This is a genomic window from Couchioplanes caeruleus (assembly GCF_023499255.1).
Lineage (GTDB): Bacteria > Actinomycetota > Actinomycetes > Mycobacteriales > Micromonosporaceae > Actinoplanes > Actinoplanes caeruleus_A.
The window spans coordinates 4,267,807-4,293,095 of record NZ_CP092183.1; the positions used below are offsets into that span (position 1 = coordinate 4,267,807).

27 protein-coding genes and 1 pseudogene are annotated in these 25,289 nt (G+C 74.3%); 14 read left to right on the forward strand and 14 right to left on the reverse strand.

What is annotated here, in order from left to right:
• The first annotated feature begins 29 nt into the window (after positions 1 to 29).
• On the forward strand, positions 30 to 416 hold the full coding sequence (locus COUCH_RS19640) for a response regulator (protein WP_249606636.1): 387 nt from the start codon (positions 30 to 32) through the stop codon (positions 414 to 416).
• On the opposite strand, the gene COUCH_RS19645 is transcribed toward COUCH_RS19640, so the two are convergent.
• From COUCH_RS19645 to COUCH_RS19665, 5 genes and pseudogenes are all read right to left on the reverse strand, one after another.
• Complete coding sequence (locus COUCH_RS19645; protein WP_249606637.1) at positions 413 to 823, reverse strand: arsenate reductase ArsC; 411 nt, start codon at positions 821 to 823, stop codon at positions 413 to 415. The genes COUCH_RS19640 and COUCH_RS19645 overlap by 4 nt on opposite strands.
• A 19-nt stretch (positions 824 to 842) precedes the next feature.
• The gene (locus tag COUCH_RS19650; RefSeq protein WP_249613756.1) at positions 843 to 1,316 is read right to left on the reverse strand and encodes a GNAT family N-acetyltransferase; all 474 of its coding nucleotides are present in this window, start codon (positions 1,314 to 1,316) and stop codon (positions 843 to 845) included.
• A 20-nt stretch (positions 1,317 to 1,336) separates the two neighbouring features.
• Positions 1,337 to 2,413, reverse strand: a complete 1,077-nt coding sequence (gene arsB, locus COUCH_RS19655) for an ACR3 family arsenite efflux transporter (RefSeq protein WP_249606638.1) — start codon at positions 2,411 to 2,413, stop codon at positions 1,337 to 1,339.
• 1 nt (position 2,414) lies between these two features.
• On the reverse strand, positions 2,415 to 2,717 hold the full coding sequence (locus COUCH_RS19660) for an ArsR/SmtB family transcription factor (RefSeq protein ID WP_249613757.1): 303 nt from the start codon (positions 2,715 to 2,717) through the stop codon (positions 2,415 to 2,417).
• Positions 2,718 to 2,744: 27 nt separating this feature from the next.
• A pseudogene (locus COUCH_RS19665) lies at positions 2,745 to 3,095 on the reverse strand (ArsR/SmtB family transcription factor); the annotation flags it as partial.
• Between the two features lie 112 nt (positions 3,096 to 3,207).
• Between COUCH_RS19665 and COUCH_RS19670 the strand changes: the two are divergent.
• From COUCH_RS19670 to COUCH_RS19680, 3 genes are read left to right on the forward strand one after another with little or no spacing between them, the layout of a single operon-like run.
• The gene (locus COUCH_RS19670) at positions 3,208 to 4,620 is read left to right on the forward strand and encodes an NAD(P)-binding domain-containing protein (protein WP_249606639.1); all 1,413 of its coding nucleotides are present in this window, start codon (positions 3,208 to 3,210) and stop codon (positions 4,618 to 4,620) included.
• Positions 4,617 to 5,780, forward strand: a complete 1,164-nt coding sequence (locus COUCH_RS19675; protein ID WP_249606640.1) for an MFS transporter — start codon at positions 4,617 to 4,619, stop codon at positions 5,778 to 5,780. Before COUCH_RS19670 ends, COUCH_RS19675 begins: the two co-directional genes overlap by 4 nt.
• Positions 5,781 to 5,783: 3 nt before the next feature.
• Positions 5,784 to 6,452: a class I SAM-dependent methyltransferase gene (locus tag COUCH_RS19680; protein ID WP_249606641.1), complete on the forward strand. Its 669-nt coding sequence runs from the start codon at positions 5,784 to 5,786 to the stop codon at positions 6,450 to 6,452.
• Here COUCH_RS19680 and COUCH_RS19685 read toward each other — a convergent pair.
• Together COUCH_RS19685 and COUCH_RS19690 are read right to left on the reverse strand one after the other, a co-directional pair.
• Complete coding sequence (locus COUCH_RS19685) at positions 6,412 to 8,508, reverse strand: immune inhibitor A domain-containing protein (RefSeq protein ID WP_249606642.1); 2,097 nt, start codon at positions 8,506 to 8,508, stop codon at positions 6,412 to 6,414. The two genes, COUCH_RS19680 and COUCH_RS19685, sit on opposite strands and share 41 nt — an antisense overlap.
• Positions 8,509 to 8,556: 48 nt before the next feature.
• Entirely contained in the window at positions 8,557 to 8,823 is a 267-nt protein-coding gene (locus COUCH_RS19690; protein ID WP_249606643.1) for a hypothetical protein, read from the reverse strand.
• 57 nt (positions 8,824 to 8,880) lie between these two features.
• On the opposite strand from COUCH_RS19690, the gene COUCH_RS19695 reads away from it, so the two are divergent.
• Positions 8,881 to 9,483: a GNAT family N-acetyltransferase gene (locus tag COUCH_RS19695; protein ID WP_249606644.1), complete on the forward strand. Its 603-nt coding sequence runs from the start codon at positions 8,881 to 8,883 to the stop codon at positions 9,481 to 9,483.
• Here the strand turns inward: COUCH_RS19695 and COUCH_RS19700 are convergent, their stop codons facing one another.
• From COUCH_RS19700 to COUCH_RS19710, 3 genes are read right to left on the reverse strand one after another with little or no spacing between them, the layout of a single operon-like run.
• Positions 9,484 to 10,077, reverse strand: a complete 594-nt coding sequence (locus COUCH_RS19700) for a suppressor of fused domain protein (RefSeq protein WP_249606645.1) — start codon at positions 10,075 to 10,077, stop codon at positions 9,484 to 9,486.
• A gap of 22 nt (positions 10,078 to 10,099) precedes the next feature.
• Positions 10,100 to 10,906 (reverse strand): ABC transporter permease, encoded by an 807-nt coding sequence (locus COUCH_RS19705; RefSeq protein ID WP_249606646.1) that lies wholly within the window; start codon positions 10,904 to 10,906, stop codon positions 10,100 to 10,102.
• On the reverse strand, positions 10,903 to 11,802 hold the full coding sequence (locus COUCH_RS19710) for an ABC transporter ATP-binding protein (protein WP_249606647.1): 900 nt from the start codon (positions 11,800 to 11,802) through the stop codon (positions 10,903 to 10,905). Before COUCH_RS19710 ends, COUCH_RS19705 begins: the two co-directional genes overlap by 4 nt.
• Positions 11,803 to 11,934: 132 nt before the next feature.
• On the opposite strand from COUCH_RS19710, the gene COUCH_RS19715 reads away from it, so the two are divergent.
• The 5 genes from COUCH_RS19715 (at position 11,935) to COUCH_RS19735 (ending at position 15,826) form a co-directional block, all read left to right on the forward strand.
• On the forward strand, positions 11,935 to 13,200 hold the full coding sequence (locus COUCH_RS19715) for a sensor histidine kinase (RefSeq protein WP_249606648.1): 1,266 nt from the start codon (positions 11,935 to 11,937) through the stop codon (positions 13,198 to 13,200).
• A 68-nt stretch (positions 13,201 to 13,268) separates the two neighbouring features.
• Positions 13,269 to 13,865, forward strand: coding sequence for a response regulator (locus COUCH_RS19720; RefSeq protein ID WP_249613758.1), 597 nt, complete (start codon positions 13,269 to 13,271; stop codon positions 13,863 to 13,865).
• A gap of 103 nt (positions 13,866 to 13,968) precedes the next feature.
• A complete protein-coding gene (locus COUCH_RS19725; protein ID WP_249606649.1) occupies positions 13,969 to 14,643 on the forward strand; it encodes an STAS domain-containing protein in 675 nt (224 codons plus the stop codon).
• A gap of 72 nt (positions 14,644 to 14,715) precedes the next feature.
• Positions 14,716 to 15,390, forward strand: coding sequence for a response regulator transcription factor (locus tag COUCH_RS19730; protein WP_249606650.1), 675 nt, complete (start codon positions 14,716 to 14,718; stop codon positions 15,388 to 15,390).
• 106 nt (positions 15,391 to 15,496) lie between these two features.
• Positions 15,497 to 15,826, forward strand: coding sequence for a BON domain-containing protein (locus tag COUCH_RS19735; protein ID WP_249606651.1), 330 nt, complete (start codon positions 15,497 to 15,499; stop codon positions 15,824 to 15,826).
• Between the two features lie 235 nt (positions 15,827 to 16,061).
• Here the strand turns inward: COUCH_RS19735 and COUCH_RS19740 are convergent, their stop codons facing one another.
• Positions 16,062 to 16,865, reverse strand: a complete 804-nt coding sequence (locus COUCH_RS19740) for a polysaccharide deacetylase family protein (RefSeq protein WP_249606652.1) — start codon at positions 16,863 to 16,865, stop codon at positions 16,062 to 16,064.
• Between the two features lie 72 nt (positions 16,866 to 16,937).
• Positions 16,938 to 18,170, reverse strand: coding sequence for a dipeptidase (locus tag COUCH_RS19745; protein WP_249606653.1), 1,233 nt, complete (start codon positions 18,168 to 18,170; stop codon positions 16,938 to 16,940).
• A gap of 220 nt (positions 18,171 to 18,390) precedes the next feature.
• On the opposite strand from COUCH_RS19745, the gene COUCH_RS19750 reads away from it, so the two are divergent.
• A complete protein-coding gene (locus COUCH_RS19750) occupies positions 18,391 to 20,046 on the forward strand; it encodes a DUF7594 domain-containing protein (RefSeq protein WP_249606654.1) in 1,656 nt (551 codons plus the stop codon).
• A 69-nt stretch (positions 20,047 to 20,115) separates the two neighbouring features.
• Here COUCH_RS19750 and COUCH_RS39210 read toward each other — a convergent pair whose 3' ends face one another.
• On the reverse strand, positions 20,116 to 20,214 hold the full coding sequence (locus COUCH_RS39210; RefSeq protein WP_249606655.1) for a DUF3455 domain-containing protein: 99 nt from the start codon (positions 20,212 to 20,214) through the stop codon (positions 20,116 to 20,118).
• A 188-nt stretch (positions 20,215 to 20,402) separates the two neighbouring features.
• On the opposite strand from COUCH_RS39210, the gene COUCH_RS19760 reads away from it, so the two are divergent.
• From COUCH_RS19760 to COUCH_RS19770, 3 genes are read left to right on the forward strand one after another with little or no spacing between them, the layout of a single operon-like run.
• Positions 20,403 to 23,120, forward strand: a complete 2,718-nt coding sequence (locus COUCH_RS19760; protein WP_249606656.1) for a putative bifunctional diguanylate cyclase/phosphodiesterase — start codon at positions 20,403 to 20,405, stop codon at positions 23,118 to 23,120.
• Positions 23,121 to 23,135: 15 nt separating this feature from the next.
• A complete protein-coding gene (locus COUCH_RS19765; RefSeq protein WP_249606657.1) occupies positions 23,136 to 23,642 on the forward strand; it encodes a DUF2199 domain-containing protein in 507 nt (168 codons plus the stop codon).
• Positions 23,632 to 24,261 (forward strand): DUF1349 domain-containing protein, encoded by a 630-nt coding sequence (locus COUCH_RS19770; RefSeq protein ID WP_249606658.1) that lies wholly within the window; start codon positions 23,632 to 23,634, stop codon positions 24,259 to 24,261. Before COUCH_RS19765 ends, COUCH_RS19770 begins: the two co-directional genes overlap by 11 nt.
• Here the strand turns inward: COUCH_RS19770 and COUCH_RS19775 are convergent.
• Positions 24,236 to 25,240, reverse strand: a complete 1,005-nt coding sequence (locus COUCH_RS19775) for a zinc-dependent alcohol dehydrogenase (RefSeq protein WP_249606659.1) — start codon at positions 25,238 to 25,240, stop codon at positions 24,236 to 24,238. The two genes, COUCH_RS19770 and COUCH_RS19775, sit on opposite strands and share 26 nt — an antisense overlap.
• Positions 25,241 to 25,289: the final 49 nt, after the last annotated feature.

Sequence of the window (25,289 nt, forward strand, 5' to 3'; positions counted from 1 at the left end):
TGGCCGGACCTGCGACGAAAGGCGACCGCATGCTCGCATTGGTGGTCGACGACTCCAGCACGATGCGCCGCATCCTGCAGCGCACCATGGCCGGTCACGGCTTCGCGGTGTACGAGGCGAGCAACGGTCAGGAGGCCCTGGACCTGCTGGTGGAGATCCCGACGGTGCCGGACGTGGCGCTGATCGACTGGAACATGCCGGTGATGGACGGGCTCGAGCTGATCCGCCACGTCCGCAAGATGCCGCCGCTGCGGGACATGTGCATGATGATGGTGACCACCGAGGCCGAGCACAGCCAGATGGTGCGGGCGCTGGCCGCCGGCGCCCACGAGTACGTCCTCAAGCCGTTCGCGCCCGACACGATCAAGCAGAAGCTGACCTACCTCGGCCTGATCCCGCCCGACCCGCGTCCCTAGGAGCCGGCGGGCAGCAGCTCGGCGAGCAGCTTCTCGATCCGGTTCCTGATCTCGTCGCGGATGGGACGCACGGCCTCGACGCCCTTGCCGGCCGGGTCCTCGAGCTTCCAGTCCTCGTAGCGCTTGCCGGGGAAGTACGGGCAGGCGTCGCCGCACCCCATGGTCACCACGACGTCCGACGCCTCCACGGTGTCGTACGCCAGCAGCGCCGGACGCTGATCCGCGATGTCGATGCCGACCTCCCGCATGGCAGCCACCGCGGCCGGGTTCACCGCGTCGGCGGGGGCCGAGCCGGCGGAACGCACCTCGACCCGGTCGCCGGCCAGGTGGCGCAGCCAGCCGGCGGCCATCTGGGACCGGCCGGCGTTGTGCACGCAGACGAACAGGACGCTGGGCTGGTCGGTCACGGCTCTCCTCGGGTGTGGGTCAGACGACGGTGGCGCTGCGGCGTTCGAGCAGGATGACGTCGCGCCAGCGGCCGTGGTGGCGGCCGACGCGCTCGCGGGTGCCGATGGTGCGGAAGCCGCAGCGGGCGTGCAGGGCGAGGCTGGGCAGGTTCTCCGGGAAGACGCCGGACTGGATGGTCCAGATCCCGGCGCGCTCGGTCGACGCGATCAGCGCCTCGAGCAGCGCCCGGCCGATGCCGCGGCCGCCGTACGCCGGATGCACGTAGACGGAGTGCTCGACGACGCCGGCGTACACCGGCCGGGGGGAGACCCGGGAGCAGGCCACCCAGCCGGTGACCGTGCCGTCCACGTCGAGCGCGACGAACCGATGGTCCGGCAGCCTGCCGCCGTCGAACGCCGCCCATCCGGGCGCCTCGGTCTCGAACGTGGCGTTGCCGGCCGCGATGCCCGCGGCGTAGATGCCGAGCACCGCGCCGGCGTGCTCGCCGGCCATGGGCACGAGCCGGACCACGGTCACGCGGGCACCGCCGGGAACAGCCGCCGGCGCAGGGCCAGGCTCACGTACACGAGCCCGACCAGCACCGGTACCTCGATCAGCGGGCCGACCACCCCCGCGAGAGCCTGGCCGCTGGTGATCCCGAACGTGCCGATCGCCACCGCGATGGCGAGCTCGAAGTTGTTGCCGGCCGCGGTGAAGGCGAGCGTGGTGGTGCGCTCGTAGCCCATCCCGAGGCCGCGGCCCAGCGCGTACGACCCGGCCCACATGACGGCGAAGTACGCCAGCAGCGGTACGGCCATCAGCGCCACGTCCCAGGGCCGGGTCGTGATCGCGTCGCCCTGCAGCGCGAACAGCACGACGATCGTGAACAGCAGCCCGTACAGGGCGAACGGCCCGATCCGCGGCAGGAACGCCGTCTCGTACCGGTCGCGGCCCCGCGCCCGCTCACCGAGTCGGCGGGTGAGGAAGCCGGCGAGCAGCGGGATGCCGAGGAAGATCAGTACGTTGCGGGCGATGTCCCAGCCGGAGACCTGCAGCCGGGCGCCGGACAGGTGCAGCCAGCCCGGCAGCACGCTGAGGTAGAACCAGCCGAGCAGCCCGAACGCGAGCACCTGGAAGACCGAGTTGAGCGCGACCAGCACGGCGGCGGCCTCCCGGTCGCCGCCGGCCAGGTCGTTCCAGATGATCACCATGGCGATGCACCGGGCCAGCCCGACGATGATCAGGCCGGTGCGGTACTCGGCGTGGTCCGCGAGGAAGATCCACGCGAGCGCGAACATGACCGCCGGGCCGATCAGCCAGTTGAGCACGAGCGACGAGACCAGCAGCCGCCGGTCGCCGGTGACGGTGCCGAGTCGGTCGTAGCGGACCTTGGCGAGCACCGGATACATCATGATCAGCAGCCCGAGGGCGATCGGCAGCGAGATCCCGCCGACCGTCACGGCCTCGAGGGCGCTGTCCAGCCCCGGGACGAGCCGGCCGAGCAGCAGCCCGGCGGCCATCGCGAGGCCGATCCACAGCGGCAGGAACCGGTCGAGGCGGGACAGGCGGGCGACGACCGGCGCCGGGCCGGCCGCGATCGTGGCGGTCATGTCAGCAGGCCCGGAACGTGCCGGCGGTGGCGCGGGCCTGCTCGGCGAGGTCGGCCAGGTGCAGCGCGGCGCCCTGCAGCACGGCGGGCACGAGCCGGTAGAACGTGAACCTGCCGCGCGGCTCCGCGGTGACGACGCCCGCCTCGCGCAGCTGCTTGAGGTGGCCGGAGACGTTGGGCTGCTTGGCGCCGGTGTCGGCGACCAGGTGCGAGGTGGTGGCCGGCCCCTGCGCGAGGATCCGGACGAGCTGGGCCCGCAGCGGGTCGGCGAGCAGGCGTACCACATCAGGATCAGCTGATATCACCTCCGACTGATGCTCCGGTGCGGGCGGCGTGGCCGGATGGGTCGTCAGCAGGTCCCCCAGCAGGTCGAGCGCCTCCCGGCGTACCCAGTAGTAGACCCACGTGCCGCGCCGCTCGCAGTCCACCAGGCCGGTCTCCCGCAGCACGCGGAGGTGATGCGAGATGGTCGCGCCGGTCACGTCGAACCCGTCGGTCAGCTCGCAGACGCAGACCTCGGCGCTGGAGGCGATCATGGACAGCAGGCGGAGCCGGACCGGGTCGCTGAGCGCCTTGAACAGCGGTGCGAGCTGCCCGGCGACCTGCGGGGCCAGGGCCTGCACCGACAGCGGCGGGCAGCAGGCCGGGGCCGGTGCGGCGTCCGCGAGGGGAAGAACCGACATGCGGCATAGCTTGACACTCGTCTAAGCGGGATGCAAGGTGGGGGCGTCAGTTCGACAGAGATCGAGACAAGGATCAGCCCCGGCTGATGCGAGGCTCGCGAGGGAGGCTCCCATGACCGACCAGCCCACCACGCCGTGTTGCGGCACCGCGGAGGCCGCCGAGGCCACGGGCTCCTGCTGCGCGCCGGCCGCCCGGCAGGAAGCCGTCGAGGCCGGCGCGGCGTGCTGCGGGGACGCCGCCGGGACATCACCGGTGACTGATGGGTCGTACCCGGTGGTGGTGATCGGGGCCGGGCCCGTCGGCCTGGCCGCGGCCGCCCACCTGCACGAGCGCGGGCTGCCGTTCACCGTGCTCGAGGCCGGGCCGTCCGCGGGCGCGGCCATCGCCGAGTGGGGCCACGTCCGGCTGTTCTCGCCGTGGCGCTACGACATCGACCACGCCGCCCGGCGCCTGCTGGAGGCCGCCGGCTGGGCCGAGCCCGTCCTCGACGCCCTGCCCACCGGCGCGGAGCTCGTCGAGAGCTACCTCCAGCCGCTGGCGAAGCTGCCGCCGATCGCCCCGCACGTGCGCTACGACGCCCGCGTCGAGGCGATCGGCCGGCTCGGCATGGACCGCGTCCGCACCGCCGGCCGCGACCGCGCCCCGTTCGTCGTCCGGCTCGCCTCCGGCGACGACATCCTGGCCTCGGCGGTGCTGGACGCCTCCGGCACCTGGCGTACGCCCAACGTGCTCGGCGCCAACGGCCTGCCCGCGCACGGCGAACGTGCCGCGGCCGGGCTCATCGGCCCGGCCCTGCCCGACGTGCTCGGCGCCGACCGGGCCGCGTACGCCGGCCGGCACACCGTCGTCGTGGGCGCCGGGCACTCGGCGGCCAACACGCTGCTGGCGCTGGCCGAGCTGGCCGCCCAGGAGCCGGGCACCACGATCACCTGGGCCACCCGCGGCGGCACCATCGACCGCGCGGTCGGCGGCGGCGAGGCCGACGCCCTGCCCGCCCGCGGCGCCCTCGGCACCGGCATCAGGCGGCTGGTCGACTCCGGCCGCGCCGACCTGCTCACCGGCTTCGCCGTGCACACGATCACACCCGCGGACGACCATGTCCGGCTGACCGCCGTCGACGGTCGCACGCTGGTCGCCGACCGTATCGTCGGCGCCACCGGGTTCCGGCCGGACCACTCCATCGCCGGGGAACTGCGGCTCGACCTCGACCCGGCGCTGGGCTGCACCCGGGCCCTCGCCCCGCTGATCGACCCGAACGAGCACTCCTGCGGCACCGTACGCCCGCACGGCGTCGACGAGCTCAGCCAGCCGGAGCCGGGCTACTACGCCGTCGGCGTGAAGTCGTACGGCCGGGCGCCCACGTTCCTGCTGGCCACCGGCTACGAGCAGGTCCGATCGATCGCCGCGGCGCTGGCCGGCGACTGGGCGGCCGCCCGGGACGTCCAGCTCGACCTGCCGGAGACCGGCGTCTGCTCGTCGAACGCCGCGCCGCAGACCGGTGAGTCCGGCGGCTGCTGCGGGTGAGCCGGGTAGCCGCCCTCGCGGTCACCCAGACCATCGGCTACGGCACGCTCTACTACTCGTTCGCCGTGCTCCTGCGGCCGGTCGCGGCCGACCTGCACGCCGGTACGGGCGCGGTCACCGGGGCCTTCACGCTCAGCGTGGTCACCGGCGCGGTGCTGGCGATCCCGGTGGGCCGGCTGCTCGACCGGCACGGCGGCCGCGCCCTGATGACCGCCGGCTCGCTGGTGGGCGCGCTGGCCCTGGTGGCCTACAGCGGCGTCGACCGGCTCTGGCAGCTCTACGCCGTCCAGGCCGGGATCGGGGCCGCGAGCGCCGCCGGCCTGTACGAGGCGGCGTTCGCGGTCGTGCTCACCTGGTACACCGCCGAGCGCCGGGCGGGGGCGCTGCTGACCATCACCGTGGTGGCCGGGTTCGCCAGCACGATCTTCCTGCCGCTGACCGGCCGGCTCGTCGACGCGTACGGGTGGCGCACCGCCGTCCTCGTGCTCGCCGCGATCCAGGCGCTCACCGTCCCGCTGCACGCGGTCTTCGTCCGGCGGCCCGGCCGCCCGGTCGGCGCGAGGACGCGCGGGCCGGTGGTGTGGACCGCGCTGGCCGACCGTGGGTTCTGGCTGCTCGCGCTCGCGTTCGCCGCCCACACCGCGGCGGTCAGCACCCTCACCGTCCACCTCGTGTCGGCGCTGGTGTCGTGGGGGCACCCGCCGGCGTGGGCGGCCGCCGTCGCGGGGCTGCTCGGGGTGCTGTCGGTGGCCGGGCGGCTGGTCACCACCGGGCTGCAGCGCCGGTTCCGCACCACGAGCGTGACCGCGGCGGTGTTCGCCGTCCAGGCCGTCGCGGCGCTCGCCATGCCGGTCGTCGCGGCCGGTACGGCGGGCGCGGTCGGCACGGTGACCGGCGTCGGCATCGGCTTCGGCGTGGCCACGATCGCGCGGCCGGTCCTGCTCGCCGAGCGCTACGGCACCGGCCGGTACGCCACGCTCGCCGGGATCCTCGTCGTACCGATGACGCTCGCCAAGGCCGTGGCGCCGCTGGCCGCCGCGGCGCTGCCGGGCTACACCGCCGTCCTGGCCGGGGTCGCCGCGTGCTGCGGCGTCGCGTCGGCCGCGCTGATCGCGGCCGGGCGGGTGGTTCCGCCGGTGGCCGAGCGCTGCCACGCTTGAGCGATGAGGCATCCGATCTTCGCGCGCGTCTACGAACGGGTGAGCGCGCAGATGGACCGCGCCGGGGCCGCCGAGCATCGGCACGCCATCGTGGCGGACCTGCGCGGCCGGGTGATCGAGGTCGGCGCCGGCAACGGCCGCATGTTCCCGCACTACCCGCCCGCGGTCACCGAGGTGCTGGCCGTGGAGCCCGAGCCGTACCTGCGGGCGGCGGCCGAGGCGGCGGCGCGCACGGCTCCGGTGCCGGTCCGGGTCGTCCCGGGCCTGGCCGGCGCGCTGCCCGCCGCCGACGGCACCTTCGACGCCGCGGTGGCCGCGCTCGTGCTGTGCTCGGTGCCCGACCAGGCGGCGGCCCTCGCCGAGATCCGCCGCGTGCTGCGCCCGGGCGGGCAGCTGCGCTTCCTCGAGCACGTCGTGGCCGAGCGTCCCGGTGGCCTGCGGCGGGTGCAGCGCATCGTCGACGCCACCGTCTGGCCGCGGCTGCTCGGCGGCTGCCACACCGGCCGCGACACCGTCGCCGCGATAGCCGCCGCCGGGTTCACCGTGGACGACGTGCACCGCTTCCGGTTCCCGCCGTCCGGGCCGCCGGGCCCCGCCGCCCCGCACGTCCGCGGCAGGGCCACCGCGGCCGTCACGCCGCCGGGCCACCGCCCGGCTGCACCACCCCGTTGACCGTCAGCGCGTACGGCGCGTACTGCCGGACGGTCCCGGTCGGCTCGTCGTAGGCCACGATCGCGACGACCTTCGGGTACGCCCGCAGCGCCGCGGCCTGGTCCACCGGCACCTGCCGCGCCCGCCGCCCCGCCTCGTCTAGCCCGACCAGCCGCACGTTCCACCCGTGCACCGCCACCGGCACGATCTGCGTCGGCGAGCGGAACCCGCGCAGCGTCGTGCCGTCTGCGAGGACCCGGCCGCCGAGCGCCACGTCGTCGACGTACCAGCCGCCCTCGTTGACCGCGCCGTCGCTGACGTAGCGGAAGCCCAGCAGGATGCGCTTTCCCGCGTACGCGGCCAGGTCGTACGTGTGCCGTTCGAAGCCGTCGGTGGTGCCGGTGACCGCGGGACCGAGCGGTCCGGCGACGGTACGGTCACCCGCGATCGCCCGGTACGTGCGTCCACCGTCGACGGACACCGTCACGTAGCCGAAGTCGTAACCCTGCTCGGCGCCGTAGCGGGCACGCAGGGTCAGCTTCGCGGCGGTACGCGGCACGGTGACCGCCATGACCGCGGTGGCGTCCGTGGAGCCGGCGTCGCCGGAGAACAGCGCGCCGTCGCGGACCGTCCACTGCAGGGGCTGGGCGGGCAGCGTACGGGCGCCCGAGAACCGCACCGATCGCAGCGCCGCACCGGTCAGCGGGCGGCCGGCCCGGTCCCGCAGCCGGACGTAGTCGGCGCCGTTCGGGGCCGCGCCCGGCCGGTCGTACGAGGCCGGGTTCGCCAGGTTGACCGTCGACCGCAGGCTCGGCGCGCTCACCCGGCCGCGCGGCACCCCGGCCATCGTGCCGCCCTCGACCACCTTGTCGACCAGCGTCATCGTCTGGAAGTCGTGCAGGACGCCGTACAGCCGGGTGTCCGCGCCCAGGGCGGCCTGCACCGCGGCGAGACCCTGCCGGCTGCCGTCACGGTGCAGCCGCGACAGCGCGCCCGCGCCGAAGCGGTCGCGCAGGTACAGCATGAACTGGTACGCGTTGCCGTAGTCGGCCAGCACCTCCGCGGGCGCGCCCTCGTCCCACTGGTTCAGCGAGTTCTGCGCGCCCCCGCAGTCCTTGGGGTTCGCGTTGTACCGGGTGCGGACGGTGCCGAAGCCCTGGAAACAGAAGAGGTGGCTGTCGGCGCCCGGGTGGTGCACGGTGGCGGTGCCGTCGACGTACCCGACGAGGGTCTGCGCGTAGTCGGACAGGCCTTCGTTCACCCACACCTCCTCGTCCGGGTCGGTGTAGTACTGCAGCAGGTGCTGCCACTCGTGCGCGAAGGTGCCCTCGTACAGGCGGGGCCGCGCCGGGCGGCTGGTGCACAGGTCGCCGGTGGGCTCGTCCGGCGGGGTGGCTCCGGTGCGGTGCTGCCAGTCGTACGCGTCGATCGTCATGACGTTGCGGTCGACGAGCTCGTTGAGCTGCGCGGAGAAGAAGCCGGCGATGTACGTGACGGCCTTCGGGAAGTCGGCGTAGTTGTCGTCGCGCACGTTGTCGACCAGGGTGACCGTCCGGCCGCCGTCGCCGGTGAAGTCCCCGGTGATCAGCGGATCGGTGCCGTCCCGGTCCGGCGGCGTGCTGAACGCGGCGGTCTCCCGGGGCTGGATGCGCCCGTCGAACTCGCGGATCAGGCCGGCGACCTGGGCGTCGGTGACCCTGGTCGAGGCGGCGCCCCGGCAGTCGCCCTCCGGGAAGGCGATGTCGTCGGCGACCCACACCTCGATGTGTTTCCCGACGCCGCGCAGCGTGTAGTTCTTGCGGTACAGGCTGCCCTTCACGTCGTCCAGAGCGAGCCATTCGCGGACCGTGCCGACCGGCGGGGTGGCGGCGGCCCGGGCCCGGCGGCCGACCTCGGGCCGGCGGAGATCCAGCCCGTCGGTGGCGAAGGTCTTGTGGGAGGGCTCGCGAGTGTCGTCGATGACGGTCGCCGCACCGGCGGGCGCCGGTGGTGGTGGCGCCGCCGCGGCCGGGGTGACCGGCGGCAGCAGCGGGGTCAGGAGCAGGACAGCGACGGTCAGGCGGAAGGAGGCGCGCACAGAACCGCACGGTACAGGGAGGTACGGCGCAAAAGGGGCATGACGCGGCTACTCGAACAGGGAGTGGTCCCGGCCGCCCTCGGCCCGGGCCCGCGCGCGCCGCCGCAGCTGCACCACGACCGCGTCCACGACGGCGACCGCCGCCCAGGCCGCCAGCAGCCACGCCGGCACCGTCCACCCCGCGCGGAACATCAGCACGGACAGGACCGAGCACACCACGAACCCGAAGGCGGCCAGGATCAGGCGCAGGTTGAGCGGGCTGTACGGCTCGTCCACCGTTCCCCGCCGTCCGGGTGGTTGCGCACCGATCGGCATGGTCCCAGCCTAGCCTCCGGCTATCGGCGCGGCCGGGTCACAGGGCAGGATGCGCACATGCCGTCAGGCCTCACGACGCCGCCCACGATCCCCGCCGGCACGCTCTGTGCCGGACCGCAGCCCGTGCTCGTCGCGGCCGGCGACCTGTTGCTGCGCCCCTGGCAGCACGCCGACGTGCCGGCGTTCCTCGCCGCCTACGACGATCCCGCGATCCAGCGGTGGCACACCCGCCGGCCCTCGTCGGCCGACCACGTCCGGGCCTGGTTCGCGGAGTACCGCCGGGACTGGGCGGAGGCTCGCGGCGCGCACTGGGCGGTGACCAGCGGCGGGGCCGTGCTGGGGCGCATCGCCGTCCGCGGCATGGACCTCGACGACGGCGTCGCCTCGTGTGCCTACTGGGTGGTGCCGGCGGCACGGGGCGCCGGCGTGGCGGCCCGGGCGCTCACCGCGGTGGCCGCGTGGGCCCTCGGCGCGGCGGGTTTCCACCGGCTCGAGCTCGAGCACTCGACCCGTAACCAGGCCTCGTGCCGGGTCGCCACGCGGGCCGGTTTCCCGCTGGAGGGCACCAGGCGCAGCGCCGCCGTCCACGCCGACGGCCGGCACGACATGCACCTGCACGCGCGGATCAGTGCCGACGCGCGACCTCCGGCGACCGGGTGATCAGCCCCGGCTGACCCCGTCGGGCCGCTCGGCGAAGATGTCGACGCTCTCCCGCAGCGACCGGGCGAAGTCGGCCGGCGGCAGCTCCCGCCCGCGGTCGCGTTCCGCGTCGGTGATCGGCACGACGTTGATCAGCCGGACCGGGCCGTCGCCGGTCTGCACGCAGTCCGGGTCGTCGTCGCTCAACGGCCCGGCGAGCAGCACCGACGGGCAGCCCGGGAACGTCGGGAAGTCGCCGCCGAAGCCGATCATGTGACCCCAGCTCAGCTGGCTGCCGGCCAGGAACGGGTGGATCGCCAGGTTGGCCAGCTGCACGGCGATGGCGTGCTCCTCCGGGCGCGAGAGCGACCCGCGCCGGCGCAGCCGCAGCTCGGCGCGGGCGCCCCCGCCGGGCCGCGGCCTCGCCGGCATCTGCTGCGCCGCCATGCCGATGGTCGCGAACGACGTCATGTCCACCGTGGAGGTGGGCCGGTAGACCAGGACGTCGAGGCGGTTGATCGGTGCCTCGTCGTCGGTGAACAGGTAACCGTCATCCTCCTCCGCGCGATCGCGGTAGGCGTGGAAGACGTCGCGCAGGACGGCCGGAGCGGACATGGGGGCACACACTACCGCCCGGCTACGACACTTCCCGCCGCAACACGCGTACGGTCCCGGCCGCCAGCGGCAGGATCACCCAGACGGCGCACGACACCCCGAGCCGCGCCCATTGCCCCGAGCTCATCGCCGGCTCGCTGAGCGGCAACGAGGTCACGTTGAGGTCCAGCCATCCGGCCGCGTCGTTCAGCCGCTTCACCATCTGCCCGAGCGCCGACCAGGCCGTCGGCAGCGCGAAGTACAGCACGATGGCCAGCGCCGGGCTCATCAGCAGCGCGCCGAACCCCGCCCCCATCAGCACGAACATCACCTGGTTGACCAGCAGCCGGCCGGCCTGGTCGGCGGTGAGGTGCCAGCTGCCGTCGCCGCCGGTGCCCAGCGCGATGAGGTTGGCGCCCGCCGACAGCAGCGCCGCCGCTGCGGTCGCCGCGACCGCGATGAGCACCGCCGCGATCAGCTTCGCCGCGACGACGCGCCCGCGGGCGGGGGTCAGCGTGAAGGTGGTCAGCGCGGTGCGCTGCGACCATTCGCTGGTCATCGACAGGATGCCGAGCACCGGCAGCAGCACGGTCGCGGGAGCCAGCCCGAACGAGAGGAACCCCTGGTAGGTCTGCTCCTCGTCGGGCGCGGCACCGAGCAGGATCGCGGCCGTGCCGGCCGCGGCCAGCCCGATCACGATCAACAGCCAGAGCCCGGCCCGGGTGTCGGCCAGCTTGCGCAGCTCGACCCGGGTCAGGCGGGCGAGGGAGACCTTCTCGACGGTACGGCCACGGTCGTCCCCAGGCGCAACACCGGCCGGGCCGGTCGTCGCGTTCTGCACGGCGGTCATCGCACAGCCTCCTGCACCGAGTCGCCGGCGGTCAGGGACAGGAACATCTGTTCCAGCCCGCCGCTGTCCGCCGGGCGCAACTCGAGCAGCACGACGCCCGCCTCGGCGGCCGCCCTGCCGATGGCCTCCGCGCCGGCCTGCACGACGACGCCCCCGCCGGCCGCCGCCGTGCCGGTCAGCCCGTGGCGCCGCAGCGCGGCCTCCAGCGCGGGCATGTCCAGCGCTTTCACGACCGTGCCGGACGCGGCCAGCAGCTCCGCCTTGTCGCCCTGGGCCACCACCCGCCCGGCCCCGATGACGACCAGCCGGTCCGCGACCGCCTCCACCTCCCGCAGCAGATGCGAGGAGAGCAGCACGGTGCCGCCCCGGTCGGCGAAGTCGCGCAGCAGCCCGCGCATCCAGAAGATGCCCTCGGGGTCCAGCCCGTTCGCCGGCTCGTCGAGGATCAGCACCGCTGGGTCGCCCAGCAGCGCGTACGCGAGCCCCAGCCGCTGGCGCATCCCCAGCGAGTACGCCTTGACCCGCCGCCGCGCCGCCGTCCTGTTCAGCCCCACCCGCTCCAGGCTCTCGCCGGCCCGGCGCCGGTCGACGCCCATGGTCAGCGCGGCCAGCGTCAGCACCTCCCGGCCGGTACGCCCCGAGTGCTGCGCGGAGGCGTCCAGCAGCACCCCGATCCGCCGGCCCGGGTTGCCCAGCTGCCGGTACGGGCGCCCGTCGACGGTGGCCGTACCCGAGGTGGGCGGGGTGAGCCCGCAGATCATCCGCATCGTGGTGGACTTGCCGGCCCCGTTGGGCCCGAGGAAGCCGGTCACCGTGCCGGGTTCGCAGGTGAACGACACGTCGTCGACGGCCGGGTGGGACCCGTACCGTTTGCTCAGATGTTCGACCGTGATCATGCGTCCCACCGTGCCGGGACCACCCGGCCCGCCGCGTCGGCCGGCGGTCGGCGGTCGGCGAACCTCGGTCGGCGGCCGGTTACGACTTTGGTCGGTATCGGGGGTCGCTGCGGCGACCGTACGATGACCGGCATGGGGGAGCTTGTCGCGGCGCACCCGCACGGGCGGCCGCCGGAATACCGCTGGCTGCTTCCGGCGGCTCTGCGTGACGAACCGGACGCGCCGCCCGGCCCGCGTACCACCCGGGACTGGGTGATCGACGCCGTTGGCTTCCTGCTCGCCCTGGGCTGGGCCCTGCTGAGCACCGCCGACCTGCTGCAACCCCGGCCGGAGGTGGTGCCGCAGTGGGCCGGGACGCCGCAGTGGCTGGTCTGGAGCGACCTCGTGATCGGCGTCGGGTTCGCCGTGGCCCTCTGGTGGCGCCGCCGCTGGCCGGTGCAGCTGGCCGCCGCGGCGCTGGTGTTCGGGCTGGTCTCGGTCTCGATCGCGATCGCCGCGCTGATCATCATGTTCTCGGTGGCCGTGCACCGCCGCTTCGCCGTCACCGCCGCCGTGACCTTCGCCGGCGTGCTCAACAACGCGGCGTTCTGCGCGATCCGCCCCGAACAGGGCACGCCCTGGCTGGAGTCGTTCTCCTGGGGCGTCGTGATCATGGTGATCGTGCAGCTCTGGGGCATGATCGTGCGGTCGCGCCGGCAGCTCGTCGTGTCCCTGCGCGACCGGGCGCAGCGCGCCGAGGCCGAGCAGCAGCTACGGGTCGCCCAGGCCCGGACGCTCGAACGCACCCGCATCGCCCGCGAGATGCACGACGTGCTGGCGCACCGCATCTCCCTGCTCAGCCTGCACGCGGGCGCCCTGGAGATCCGCCCGGAGTCGTCACCGGCCGAGGTCGCCGGCGCCGCCGGGGTGATCCGCGCCAGTGCCCACCAGGCGCTGCAGGACCTGCGCGAGGTCATCGGCGTACTCCGCGAGCCGGCCGGGGAGGAACCGCCGGAACGCCCCCAGCCGACGCTGCTGCAGCTTCCCGCGCTCGCCGACGAGTCCCGCGCGGCCGGGGTGAAGGTACGCCTCGACGTCAGCGTCGACCCCGCCGCCGACCTGCCGGCGGGCATCGGGCGGACCGCGTACCGGATCATCCAGGAGGGCCTGACCAACGCCCGCAAGCACGCCCCCGGCACGGCGGTGCGGGTGGCGGTCGGCGGGACGGCCGGGAGCGGCCTGAGCATCGACGTGCGCAACCCGCTGCCGGTCGGCCGGGTCGCGCCGGGCATCCCGGGCACCGGTACGGGCCTCATCGGCCTCGCCGAGCGCGCCACCCTCGCCGGCGGCCGGCTCACCCACGGGCGCGGCACCGACGGCGACTTCGTGCTGCGGGCCTGGCTGCCGTGGCCGGCGTGACCCCGCGGCCCGGGCCGGTCCGGGTCCTCATCGTCGACGACGACGCCCTGGTCCGGGCCGGGCTCACCATGATCCTGGCCGGCGCCGGCGACGTCCGGGTCGTCGCGGAGGCCGCCGACGGCTCCGAGGTGCCGGCCGCGGTGGCCCGGCACCACCCCGACGTGGTCCTCATGGACATCCGCATGCCCCGCATCGACGGACTCGCCGCCACCGAGACGCTGCGCGCCCGCCCGGACGCGCCCGAGGTCATCGTGCTGACCACCTTCGACGCCGACGAGTTCGTCCTGCGTGCGCTGCGCGCGGGTGCCAGCGGCTTCCTGCTCAAGGACACCCCGCCGATCGAGATCCTGCAGGCCGTCCGCAAGGTGGCCGCCGGCGAGGCCACCCTGTCGCCGACGGTGACCCGGCAGCTCATCGCGCACGTCGCGGCCCCCGACCACAACACCGGCCGCCGGCGCGCCCGCGACCTGCTGGAGACCCTGAGCGAGCGGGAGCGCGAGGTGGCGCTGGCGCTCGGGCAGGGCAGCTCGAACGCGGAGATCTCGGCGCAGTTGTTCATGAGCGTGGCCACGGTGAAGGCGCACGTCTCGCGGCTGCTGGTGAAGCTCGGCCTCAACAACCGGGTCCAGGTCGCCCTGCTGGTGCACGATGCCGGGCTCGCCTGATCCGTCGATGTCATCGGATCGTCACATCTCCGCGGGGCCGCCGCGACACCACCGGGCGACCGTGGAGGTACCGGCGGCGTCCAGTGACACGGGAGATGACGACATGACAGCTGTCTCGGCCACGCCCAGCGCCACCGTCGAGCTCACCTGCGACGGGTGCGGCGCGACCACGACGGTGGACGGTTGCGGCCTGCACGATGCCGACGTGGTGTACGTCGCGGTCGCCGCCGTCGGGTGGGCCGGGCCGCCGTACGCCCGCGGGCCGCACCGATGCCCGTCGTGCGCCTCCGGCCTCGAGCCCCCGCGCCAGCGCACCGGCCGGCACGACGGCGCGGCGCGGGTGGCGCTGACGGTGACGTCGCCGGCGGCGGTCGTACGGGTCGCCGGCGACATCGACCTCGACGTCGTCGCGGATCTGCGGGCCGGGCTCGAGAACGCCGTGGCGCTGCGGCCGTACGTGATCGTCGATCTGACCGGGGCCGGCACCATCGACTCGCTGGGCCTGGGGGCGCTGGTCCGCGGCCGCAGGGCCGCCCGGCAGCGCGGCGGCGACCTGCTGCTCGTGGCGCCGTCGCGGTTCGTGCAGGCGGTGCTGCGCACGATGCGGCTGCACACGGCGTTCCGGACGTTCGGCACCGTGCCGCAGGCCATCACGGCGACGCTCGCCGCGGACGACGCCGGGCCGGGCGATCGCCGGCCGCGTACGTCTGCCCGTCCTGGCGATGAGGGTGACCGCCGAGGCGCGACCACCTCGGGCGGATCGTGCCCCGCCGTGTGACAGTCGGGTGACAAACGGCGGGGCGGCCGTACGGAGCGTGTCGCCGCCGCGGCCGCAGGGCATCATGCGGGTATGGGTTCCGTGCTGCTGATCGAGGACGACGACCGCATCCGGCTGTCGCTCACCATGGCGCTGGAGGACGAGGGGTACACCGCCCACGCCGTCGCCACCGCGGAGGAGGGACTGGTGGCGCAGCGCAGCGACCCGGCGGACACGGTGCTGGTCGACCTGATGCTGCCGGGCATGGACGGCTTCGAGTGCATCCGGCAGCTGCGCCGCGTCGACGACGTGCCGATCATCGTGGTCAGCGCCCGCGACGACACCCACGACATCGTCGCCGGGCTGGAGGCCGGAGCCGACGACTACATCGTGAAGCCGGTGGCGGTGAAGGAGCTCGCCGCGCGGCTGCGGGCGCTGCGCCGCCGGGCCCGGCCCGCGGCGCCGGCCGTGACGGTGGCCGCCTTCGGCGACCTCGAGGTGCTGCCCGAGGCCGGCGAGGTGCGCCTGCACGGCGAGGCGGTGGCGGTCACGCGTACGGAGTTCCGCCTGCTGTGCGAGCTGGCGGAGCATCCCGGCCAGGTGCTGTCCCGCCAGCAGCTCCTGCAGCGCGTGTGGGGGTACGAGATCGGCGACGAACGCCTGGTCGACGTCCACGTGGGCCGGCTGCGGCACAAGATCGAGGAGATGCCCGGCGCGCCCCGGCACCTGGTGACCGTCCGCGGCCTCGGTTACAAGCTGCAGCGATGAGGGTGTGCCGCGGACCCCGGTCATCGAACTGTCATGTGGTTGCGCACGGCTCGCCACACCGGTCGGCGACCGTGGTCGGTGAACCCACCGACGGGCAGGAGTGGCCATGTATCCCTGGTGGTACACCGACTGGTTCAACGGGGCGTCGTACTCGCGGCAGTTCCCACCGGCCGACGGGCGGCACGGAGCCGCGGGCGAGGACGCGGCGCGCACGCGCGACGAGCGGCTGGCCCGGGCCGTCGCCGACGCGGTGCTCGCCGCGCCGGGGGTGACCGGCGGCCGGATCGAGCTCGGCGTGCAGAACGGCGTGGTGATCCTCGACGGAGACGTGGACACCGAGGCGACCCGCCGGGAGGTGGTCGCGCTGGCCTGGTCCGTGCCCGAGGTGGCCGACGTCTGCAACGCCCTCACCGTCCACCGGGGCCTCGCGCGGTGACCCTCGGACGGTCCGGGTGTGCGGGCGCCCGCATCGGTACGCCCGCACACGGACCGCGGGTGGGTTCGGCACCCCGGCTACCCGGCGCCCTCGGCGGTGATCGTGCCGGGGGCATGGGCTGATCAGGGCGCCGGGTATGGTGTCCAGCCTGGCGGCCGGGGATGGCGGCGCCGGCACGACTTCATGACAGTCTCGTGACAGCGGCCTGCGCCGCAGTGTCCGGGCCGGACAGTGGTCAGCTGATCGAGCCGGCGCGGCGGTCGCCCAGCGCCACGAGCTGCGACACGGTCGCGAAGCGGAAGCCGCGTGCCTTGATGCCCGCGATCATCTCGCCGAGGTGCTGCAGCGCCACCAGCCGGCGCTTGGCGCCCACGTCGTGCGCCAGGATGATCGAGCCCGGGCGGACCGCGTTCACGATCGCCTCGACCTGGCCGGCCGGATTGTCCTCGTAGCTGCGCTCGCGCATCTGATCGGACCAGAGCACGATGTCGTAGCCCATCGAGTCGGCCGCGAGCAGCGTGGAGCCGCCCAGGTGGCCGTACGGCGGGCGCATCAGCGTCGGTACGCGCCCGGTGACCCGCGCGATCGTCTCGTGCGTCCGGGTCAGCTCCGTGGTGATCGCGCGCAGGTCCAGCGTCGCCAGGTCGGGGTGGGACCACGAGTGGTTGCCGATCTCGTGCGCGCCCATCCGTCCGCGTACGAGATCGGCGTGCTCGTCCAGGTTGCGCCCCACCATGAAGAAGGTGGCCGGGATCCGGGCCGTGTCGAGGGCGTCCAGGACCATCGGCGTCCAGCGGGGCCCGGGACCGTCGTCGAAGGTGAACGCGACGACCGGCTCCCGCGTCTCGACGTAGTACCGCACGCTCACCTCGGCACGGCTGACCGCGGAGGGGTTGTCCGCGGCGGACGCGTACCCGCCGCCCAGCGGGGGACGGTCCCACCCGCACCAGCGCGGCACCTCGGTGGCGCCCACCGCGCCGACGGCGACGCCTGCCGCGCTGAGCAGGGCGCCGCGGAGAAGGGTTCGGCGATTCGTCATGATCGCATCAGCCTCGCCCGGCCGCGTGGCGGGCGGTATCCGGCCCGCGATGGAGATCCCCGTGTGCGTGCATCAGCCCAAAGTCGCACCCGGCCACAAGGGCTCGCTCGCGTGCCGCTCGGACGCGCGCAGGACGCGCAGGATGTTGCGGCCCGTCAGCTTCTCCAGGTCGGACTGCGACCAGCCCCGGCCGGCGAGCTCCGCGAGCAGCCGCGGGTAGCCGGAGACGTCCTCCAGCCCGACCGGCAGCCGGTCGCAGCCGTCGTAGTCGCCGCCGAGCCCGACGTGGTCGACGCCCGCGATCTGGCGTACGTGGTCGACGTGATCGGCCACCTGCGCGATCGTCGCCTCGGGGCGCGGGTTGGCGGCAAGCCACGGGCGGAAGTCGGCGGGCGGTTCGGGGCTGCCGGGACCCGCCACGCGCACGGGGGAGCCGGGGATCTCCTCGCCCGGGCGCGGCGCCCGCGGCCACGGGTCGGACACGGGCGGCAGCCCGAGCCGCTCCCACTCCTCGTCCGCCGCGGCCGCCCACTGCGCCACCTCGGCCGAGACGAACACCGGGACGAACGCCACCATGCAGACGCCGCCGTTGTCGCGCAGGCGGACGAGCACGTCGTCGGGCACGTTGCGGGGGTGGTCGGTACGGGCCCGCGCCGACGAGTGGCTGAAGATGACCGGCGCCTGAGCCACGTCGAGGACCGCGTGCATCGTCGTCGTGGCGACGTGCGCCAGGTCGGGCAGGACACCGATGCGCTGCATCTCGGCGACCACGGCGCGGCCCTCGTCGGTGAGCCCGCCGGCCCGGGGCTCGTCGGCCGCCGAGTCCGCCCACGGCGTGTTGTGGTTGTGCGTCAGCGTCACGTAGCGCACGCCCAGCCGCGCGAACGCCCGCAGCACCCCGAGCGACGACGCGAGGCTGTGACCGCCCTCGATGCCGATCAGCGAGGCGATCCGGCCGGACCCGATCGCGGCCTCGACGTCCGCGGCCGTGTACGCGATCGCGAAGTCCTCCGGGTACGCCGCCACGAGCCGGTACACGGCGTCGACCTGCTCCATGGTCGCGGTGACGGCCTCGGGCTCGGGCAGGTCGGACGGCACGTACACGGACCAGAACTGGCCGCCCACCCCGCCGGCGCGCAGCCGGGCGATGTCGGTGTGGAACTCGGGCCGGTTCGCGGCCAGCCCGTCGACCCGGTAGCCGGCGGCGGCGCGCAGCGCCATGGGCAGGTCGTTGTGCCCGTCGACCACCGGCATGGCGGCCAGCGCCGCGGCGACGTCCGCCCCGGCCGCGCTCGTGTCCCGCATCGCAGTTCCTCCTCCGTACGGCCCATGATCGTCTGCGCAGCATAGGCATGCGGCAGCCGTGCCGCGCCGCATCGCGGCTCCGGAATTCTCAAGTGACGACGTTCGTACGGCCCGCAACCGGGCCGCACCGCGACGGGCACGCCGGGCGCACCTGCCGCCCCGGAATCTTCTTCCCATGCCCGGCCGAGACGCGGCCGGACAACTCGGGGGAGTTGAGAAGGTGCGTCGCTCGAAGCTGACGAAGTCCGTGACCGCCCTGGCCGCCGTGGCCGCCGGCGCGGGGTCCGTGCTGGCCGGTGCCCCGGCTGCCGAGGCCGCCGCCACCGGCGCCGGGCTGAAGCTCGCGGCCGCCGACGACACGTACGTCTCGAGCGGCCGCAAGGACGCCACGTTCGGCGCCGAGCAGAAGCTGGCGATCGGCCGCCTCGCCGGCGACTCCAAGACCGCGTTCCTGAAGTTCGTCGTCCCGGCGGGCACCGAGGTCACCGGCGCCCGGCTGACGCTGGCCACGGTCGGCGGCGTCACCGGCCGGCTGACCCTCAACCGCGTCGCCGACACCGCGTGGACCGAGCGGAAGCTGACGTCGGCCACCGCCCCGGCGCTGGGCGCGGTCGTGGGTACGGCAGCGCCGAAGGCCGACGCCGCGGAGGTCAGCTTCGACCTCGGCGCGACGGTGACCGGGCCGGGCGCGTACGCCTTCGCGCTGCGCTCCTCGGCCTCGTCCGCCGTGACCCGCTTCCGTGCTGCCGAGGGCAGGACCGGCGGCCCGCTGCTGCTCGTCGCCACGGGCACCACGGAGGCCCCGGTGACCGCTCCGGTGGACGAGCCCACGCCGGCCGAGCCGGTCACGCCCCCGGCGGACGAGCCCGTTGCGCCGGCTCAGCCCGCCACCCCGATCGAGGACGAGGACATGCCGCCCCCGCCCGCCCCGGCGACCGGCGACTGCGTCACCGGCAAGCTGCTCGTACCCTCCTGTGGGGTCCTGTGGGGTGCCGCCGCGGGGGGTTTCACCGACGCGCCGCGTGATGCTGCGCTCAAGGATTGGGAGAAGCTCAGCGGTCGTACGGCGAGCATTTTCCACACGTATCACAAGGGTGACGAGCCGTTCCCGACCCGCTCGGAGATGGCGATGGCCCGCGATGCGGCTCACCCGCGGGTGCTGCTGATGAACTGGAAGATCGCGTACGGTTCGAGCTGGGCGAAGGTGGCCCGGGGTGAGCAGGACGCGCGTATCGACCGTTTCGCGGCCCGGGTGAAGGCCACGTTCCCGGAGAAGTTCTTCCTGGTGCTCAACCACGAGCCGGAGAACGACGTGAATCCGCGGGCCGGTTCGGGCTGGGAGGCGAAGGACTTCGCGGCGATGTACCGGCACACGATCGAGCGGCTGCGCGCCAAGGGTGTGACGAACGCGATCAACGTGATGGCGTACATGGGTAACGAGAAGTGGATGGCGCAGTCGTGGTGGAAGGACCTGTACCCGGGTGACGATGTCGTGGACTGGATGGGTCTGGACTCGTACGTGTCGGCGGAGAAGGGTTACTACCACTACGGCATGTTCGCCGACCTGCTCGACCGCAAGGCCCCCAACGGCCCCTCCTTCTACGACTGGGCCACGACCAAGCACCCGGCCAAGCCGCTGATGGTCGCCGAGTGGGGCGTGTACCACCGCGTCGGCAAGGTCACCGACAAGACCGCGGGGTTCAAGAGCGTCCTGCCCGAGCTGAAGAAGCGTCCGAACATCAAGGCGATCGTGTACTTCGACACCTCGCACGACGACCAGGGCGACCGCGACATCAGCATCGACAGCACGAAGGCCAACCTCGCGGCGTTCCGTACGCTCGCTGCTGACAAGATCTTCGACGTGACCCTGCGCTGAGGTCACAGTCGACTCACGAGCCGCTCGGCGGGCCTGCCGGGCGGCTCGTGCCGTCGTCCCACCCCGCCGTCAGTTCCCCCAGAAGAGATAGTTCGCCTTGTACGGCACGCTGACCTTCTCCCCGTCCGTGCACGCCGTCGCCGGGGCCACGCCACCCCACGTGTTCATCCGCTGGATGTGCGTGACCGTGCTGAGGATGCCCTGACCGGCGCCTCGGCCGCGGACGCGTTGTACGTGACGGCAGTGATCCAGGGACGAGCGAGTTACCGGCCGGTTCGCCTCGCGGGGAATCCCTCAGGTCGGCCCTCGCCCGCCCGATGTCCCTGGCCGAGGACCGACGAGGGCGAGGGGGTGCGATGGCCGTCGCCCGCCGACCCGACGCCGCGACCGGGCTCGTCGCGCTGCTCGTCATCGCCTTCGCCGCCTGCACGGCGGCCGGGCTCGGCGGCCCCGGTCTCACCCAGGCCGTCTCCAACGTGGCCACCGCTGTCGCGGCGACCGCGGCCGGCGTCGCATGTCTCGTGCGTGCCGCCCGGGTGCGCGGGCGCGCGGGTGCGGCCTGGGCGGGGGCCGGGCTGGGATCGCTGGCGTACGCGTCGGGCGAATGGGCCTGGACCTGGACGCAGACCGTACGCGCCGAGCCGGTCCCGTTCCCCGGCCTGCCCGACGCCGGCTACCTCGCGATGGTGCCGCTGATGGCCGGTGGCCTGCTGCTGATCCCGGGCGGCCGCCGCACCGCCGCGTCCCGGGCCCGGGGGGTCGTCGACGGGCTGCTGATCGGCTGCTCGTTGCTGCTGATCAGCTGGATGCTGGTGCTGCGGCCGGTCGCGCAGGCCGCGGGGCACGGCGCGGCCGGGTTCGGCCTGCTGGTGGCGTACCCGCTCGGCGATGTCGTGCTCGTCACCGTCGTGCTGTCCCTGCGCGCCGGGCTGTCCCGCGGCAGCGCGCACGCGCGGACCCTGCGGCTCTTCGGCGCGGCCGCCGTCATCATCGGCCTCACCGACAGCGCGTACGCGTACGTGTCGCTGCGCGGGACGTACGCGTCCGGCGGGGTGCTCGACACCGGATGGTTCCTCGGCTTCGGCCTGATCCTGCTGGCCGCGGTCCGGCCGGACGGCACCGCGCGGCCGGGTCACACCCGGCCGGGCCGGGCCGGTGAGCGGCCGCTGACGCTCCTGCCGTACGCGGCCCTGCTCGCCGCCCTCGCCGGCAGCGTCGCCGACTTCGTCGTCAGCGGACGGGTGGACGCCTTCATCGGCGGGTGCCGCTCGGTGCTCATCGTGCTGGCCGTGGCCCGCCAGCTGCTCACCCTGCGGGAGAACCGGCACCTCTCCCGGCGCCTCGAGTCGCGCGTCGGGGCCCGTACCGCCGAGCTGCAGGCCAGTGAGCAGCGGTTCCGTGCGCTCGTACGGCACAGCTCCGACTCGGTCGCCGTCATCGACGCGGACTCCACGATCCGCTACCAGAGCGACTCCATCGAACGGGTCTTCGGCTGGCCGGCCCAGGCGCTGCTCGGGCACCGCCTCGTGGACATCGCCGGGCCGGTGGCGGGCCCGCGCATCGCGGCCGCGATCGAACAGTCCGGCGCGGAGCCGCGTACCGTCACGGTGGTCGAGGTCCCGGTGCGCCACCGCGACGGACGGGTCCGGCTCGCCGAGATGACCGTGACCAACCTGCGGGACGACCCGGCCGTCCGCGGATTCGTGCTCAACACCCGTGACGTCCACGACGCGCGGGACCTGCAGGACCGGCTCGTGCACGAGGCGTACCACGACCGGCTCACCGGGCTGCCCGCCCGGGCCCTGTTCCGCGAGCGCACCGCCGAGGCCCTAGACCGCGGCCGCGGCGCCGACCACGCCGCCGTCCTGCTGCTCGACCTCGACGGCTTCAAGGGCGTCAACGACAGCCTCGGCCACGCTGCCGGCGACCTCCTGCTGCGGCAGGTCGCCGAGCGGCTGCGCGCCGCGGTCCGCGAGGAGGACCTGGTCGCCCGCCTCGGCGGCGACGAGTTCAGCGTGCTCGTGACCTCGCCGGCCGCCCGTGCCGACGCCGAGACGGTCGCCCGGCGCATCGGCGTCGCGCTCACCCCGCCGTTCGTGCTGGGCGAGCACGAACGGACCGTCGCGGCCAGCATCGGGCTCGCCGCGGCCGTCGACGCCGACGACGCCGACCAGCTGCTGCGCAACGCGGACCTGGCCATGTACCGGGCGAAGTCCGCGGGCGGCGACCGGGTGACCCGGTACGACCCGGCGATGCTGTCCGGCCTCGTCGAGCGCCTCCACCTCGAGGCCGACCTGCGCCGGGCCCTCGACCGCGACGAGCTGACCCTGCACTACCAGCCGACGGTCGACCTGCGCACCGGCGTGATCACCGGCTTCGAGGCGCTCGTCCGCTGGCAGCACCCGGAGCGCGGGACCGTGCCGCCGCTCGACTTCATCGGCATCGCCGAGGCCACCGGGCTCATCGCACCGCTCGGCCGCTGGGTGCTCGCGGAGGCCTGCCGGCAGGCGGTGACCTGGGGCGCAGGCCGCACCCGGGCGCTCAGGATGGCGGTCAACGTCTCCGTCCGGCAGTTCGACACCGACCTCGCGGCGACCGTGGCGCAGGTGCTGGCCGAGACCGGCCTGCCCGCCGGCAGCCTGTGCCTGGAGATGACCGAGAGCGTGCTGCTCACCGACACCGACGAGAACCTCACCCACCTGCACCGGCTCAAGGCGCTCGGGGTCAGCCTCGCCATGGACGACTTCGGTACGGGCTACTCGTCGCTGGCGTACCTGCGGCGTTACCCCCTGGACGTCCTGAAGATCGACCGGTCCTTCGTGGACCGCCTCGGCGGCGAGCGCGAGGACGAGGCGCTGGCCGCGGCGATCGTCCGCCTGGGCCGGGACCTGGGCATGGCCACGGTCGCCGAGGGCATCGAGGACGACGTGCAGCTGGCCACTCTGCAGGACCTGGGCTGCGACTTCGCCCAGGGCTACCGGCTGTCCCGCCCCCTGCCCCCGGCGGACGCGGGCCGGGTGCTCGCCGACGGGCTCCCCGCGCCGCTGCGCGCCACCCTCTCGGCCGGTCGGTGAGCTAGGCTCCCGCGGATGTCGAACGAGGGCAGCTTCACCTGTGGACGATGTGCCGAGCTCCATCCGGGGCCGCCGATGTCGTACGGGCCGCCCGCGCCCGCGTACTGGTCGGCGGAGCTCGCGGCGGACCCGGACAACGTGCTCGAGGGCGAGATCTGCGTGATCAGGGGCCAGGGCTTCTTCGTCCGCGGGCTGATCGAGCTCCCGGTGACCGGGACGGGAGAGACGTTCGCCTGGTCGGTGTGGGTGTCGCAGAGCGAGGAGAGCTTCCGGGACATCGTCGCGGCGTGGGACCGGCCCGGCCGGGAGAGCCGTGCGCCGTCGTTCGGGTGGCTGTCCACCCAGCTGCCGTACGACCCGCCGACGCTGAACCTCAAGACCCGCCTGCACACCCGCCCGGTGGGGGAGCGGCCGTGGGTGGAGCTGGAGCCCACGGACCATCCGCTGGCCGTGGAGCAGCGGACGGGCATCACGACGGCCCGGATCCAGGAGATCGCGGAAAGGATGCGACATGGCGGTTGAGGTTCTCGACGTGCCCGGAATCCCGTTCGGGCTCACCGCGTCCCAGCCGGGGGCGTGGCGGCGTGACGCGCGGGGTGACGGCCTGATCGCCGACGCCCCCGCGCACACGGACCTGTACGTCAACCCGGGTGGCGCGGGCGCGGAGGACGCCGAGTCGCTGCTGAACGCGGCGACGCTGCTCGGCGGCCCGCCGGCCGGCGACTTCCGGTTCAGCGCCCGGGTGAGCGTGGACTTCCGGTCCCGGTACGACGCCGGGGTGCTGTTGCTGTGGGAGGACGACCGGCACTGGGGCAAGTTCTGCTTCGAGTTCTCCCCGGCGGGCGAGCCCATGGTCGTCTCCGTCGTCACCCGCGAGACGTCCGACGACGCCAACGCCTTCGTGGTCGCGGAGCGGTCGGTGTGGCTGCGGGTCAGCCGCATCGGCCACGCGTACGCCTACCACGCCTCGGTGGACGGCTCGACGTGGACGCTGATCCGCGTCTTCACCCTCGGTGAGGCGGTGAGCGGGCACCGGATCGGGTTCGAGGCGCAGTCGCCCACCGGGGACGGCTGCACCGTGACGTTCAGCGACGTCCGGTTCGACGGCGTCCGCCTCAGCGACCTGCGGGACGGCTCCTGACCCCGGGGTCGATATGGATCTTGGGGCCGGTGCCCCACTCCGGGCGGCGCTGCCCGGCGAGGACCGCGGCCGCCTCGTCCAGCCCGACGGTCGCGGCCACCAGCGGGCGGGGGTCGACCCGGCCGGAGGCGTACAGCTGCACGGTGCCCGCGAGGCCGCCGGAGCCGCTGAGCACGCCGGTGGCCGTCACGTCCTTGAGTACCAGCCGCCGGGCGTCCACCTCGCTGGGCCGGGCGGCGAGCCCGATGAAGACCACCCGGCCGCCGGGCTCGACCAGCTCCACCGCGCGGGCCGGGACGCCGGCGCCGGTCGACGCGTCGATGACGGCGTCCCAGCGCAGATCCGGCAGATCGCTCGCGGTCCACACCCCCGGCGTCCGGGTCTCGCCCAGCACGTGCACCTCCGCGTCGGCGGCGCCGGCGATGGCCGCGGCGAGCAGCCCGATCGTGCCCGGCCCGATGACCAGCACCCGCCGCCCGGGCTCCAGCGCCGCCGCGCGGACCGCCCGCAGCGCGTTGGCGCCCGGCTCCACCAGCGCACCCAGCGTCGCGTCGACCGCGTCGGGCAACGGCACGAGGGCCGTGACGGGTACGGGCAGCCGCTCCGCGAGCGCCCCCGGCCAGCCGTTGCGGATCCCGATCTCGTACCGGTCGGCGCAGAGGTGCTGCCGGCCGCCCCGGCAGCGCTCGCAGTGCCCGCAACCCAGCATGGTGTCGCCGGTCACCCGCCGTCCCGTCCAGGCCGGATCCACCCCGGGGCCCACGGCGGTCACCGTGCCGCACCACTCGTGCCCGATCCGCACCGGGTACGCCGCCTGCCCGCTGTGCAGGTACGTCATGTGACCGGAGAAGAACTCGGCGTCCGTGCCGCACACGCCGGCCCGCTCGACGCCGACCACGACCTCTCCGGGACCGGCCACCGGTTCGGGCACCTCTTCAACCGCGGCGGTACCCGGAGCCGTGATGACGAACGCACGCATAGCTCTATCAAACACGGGCACTGAATCGCGGCGCGGGGATCCGCGCCTA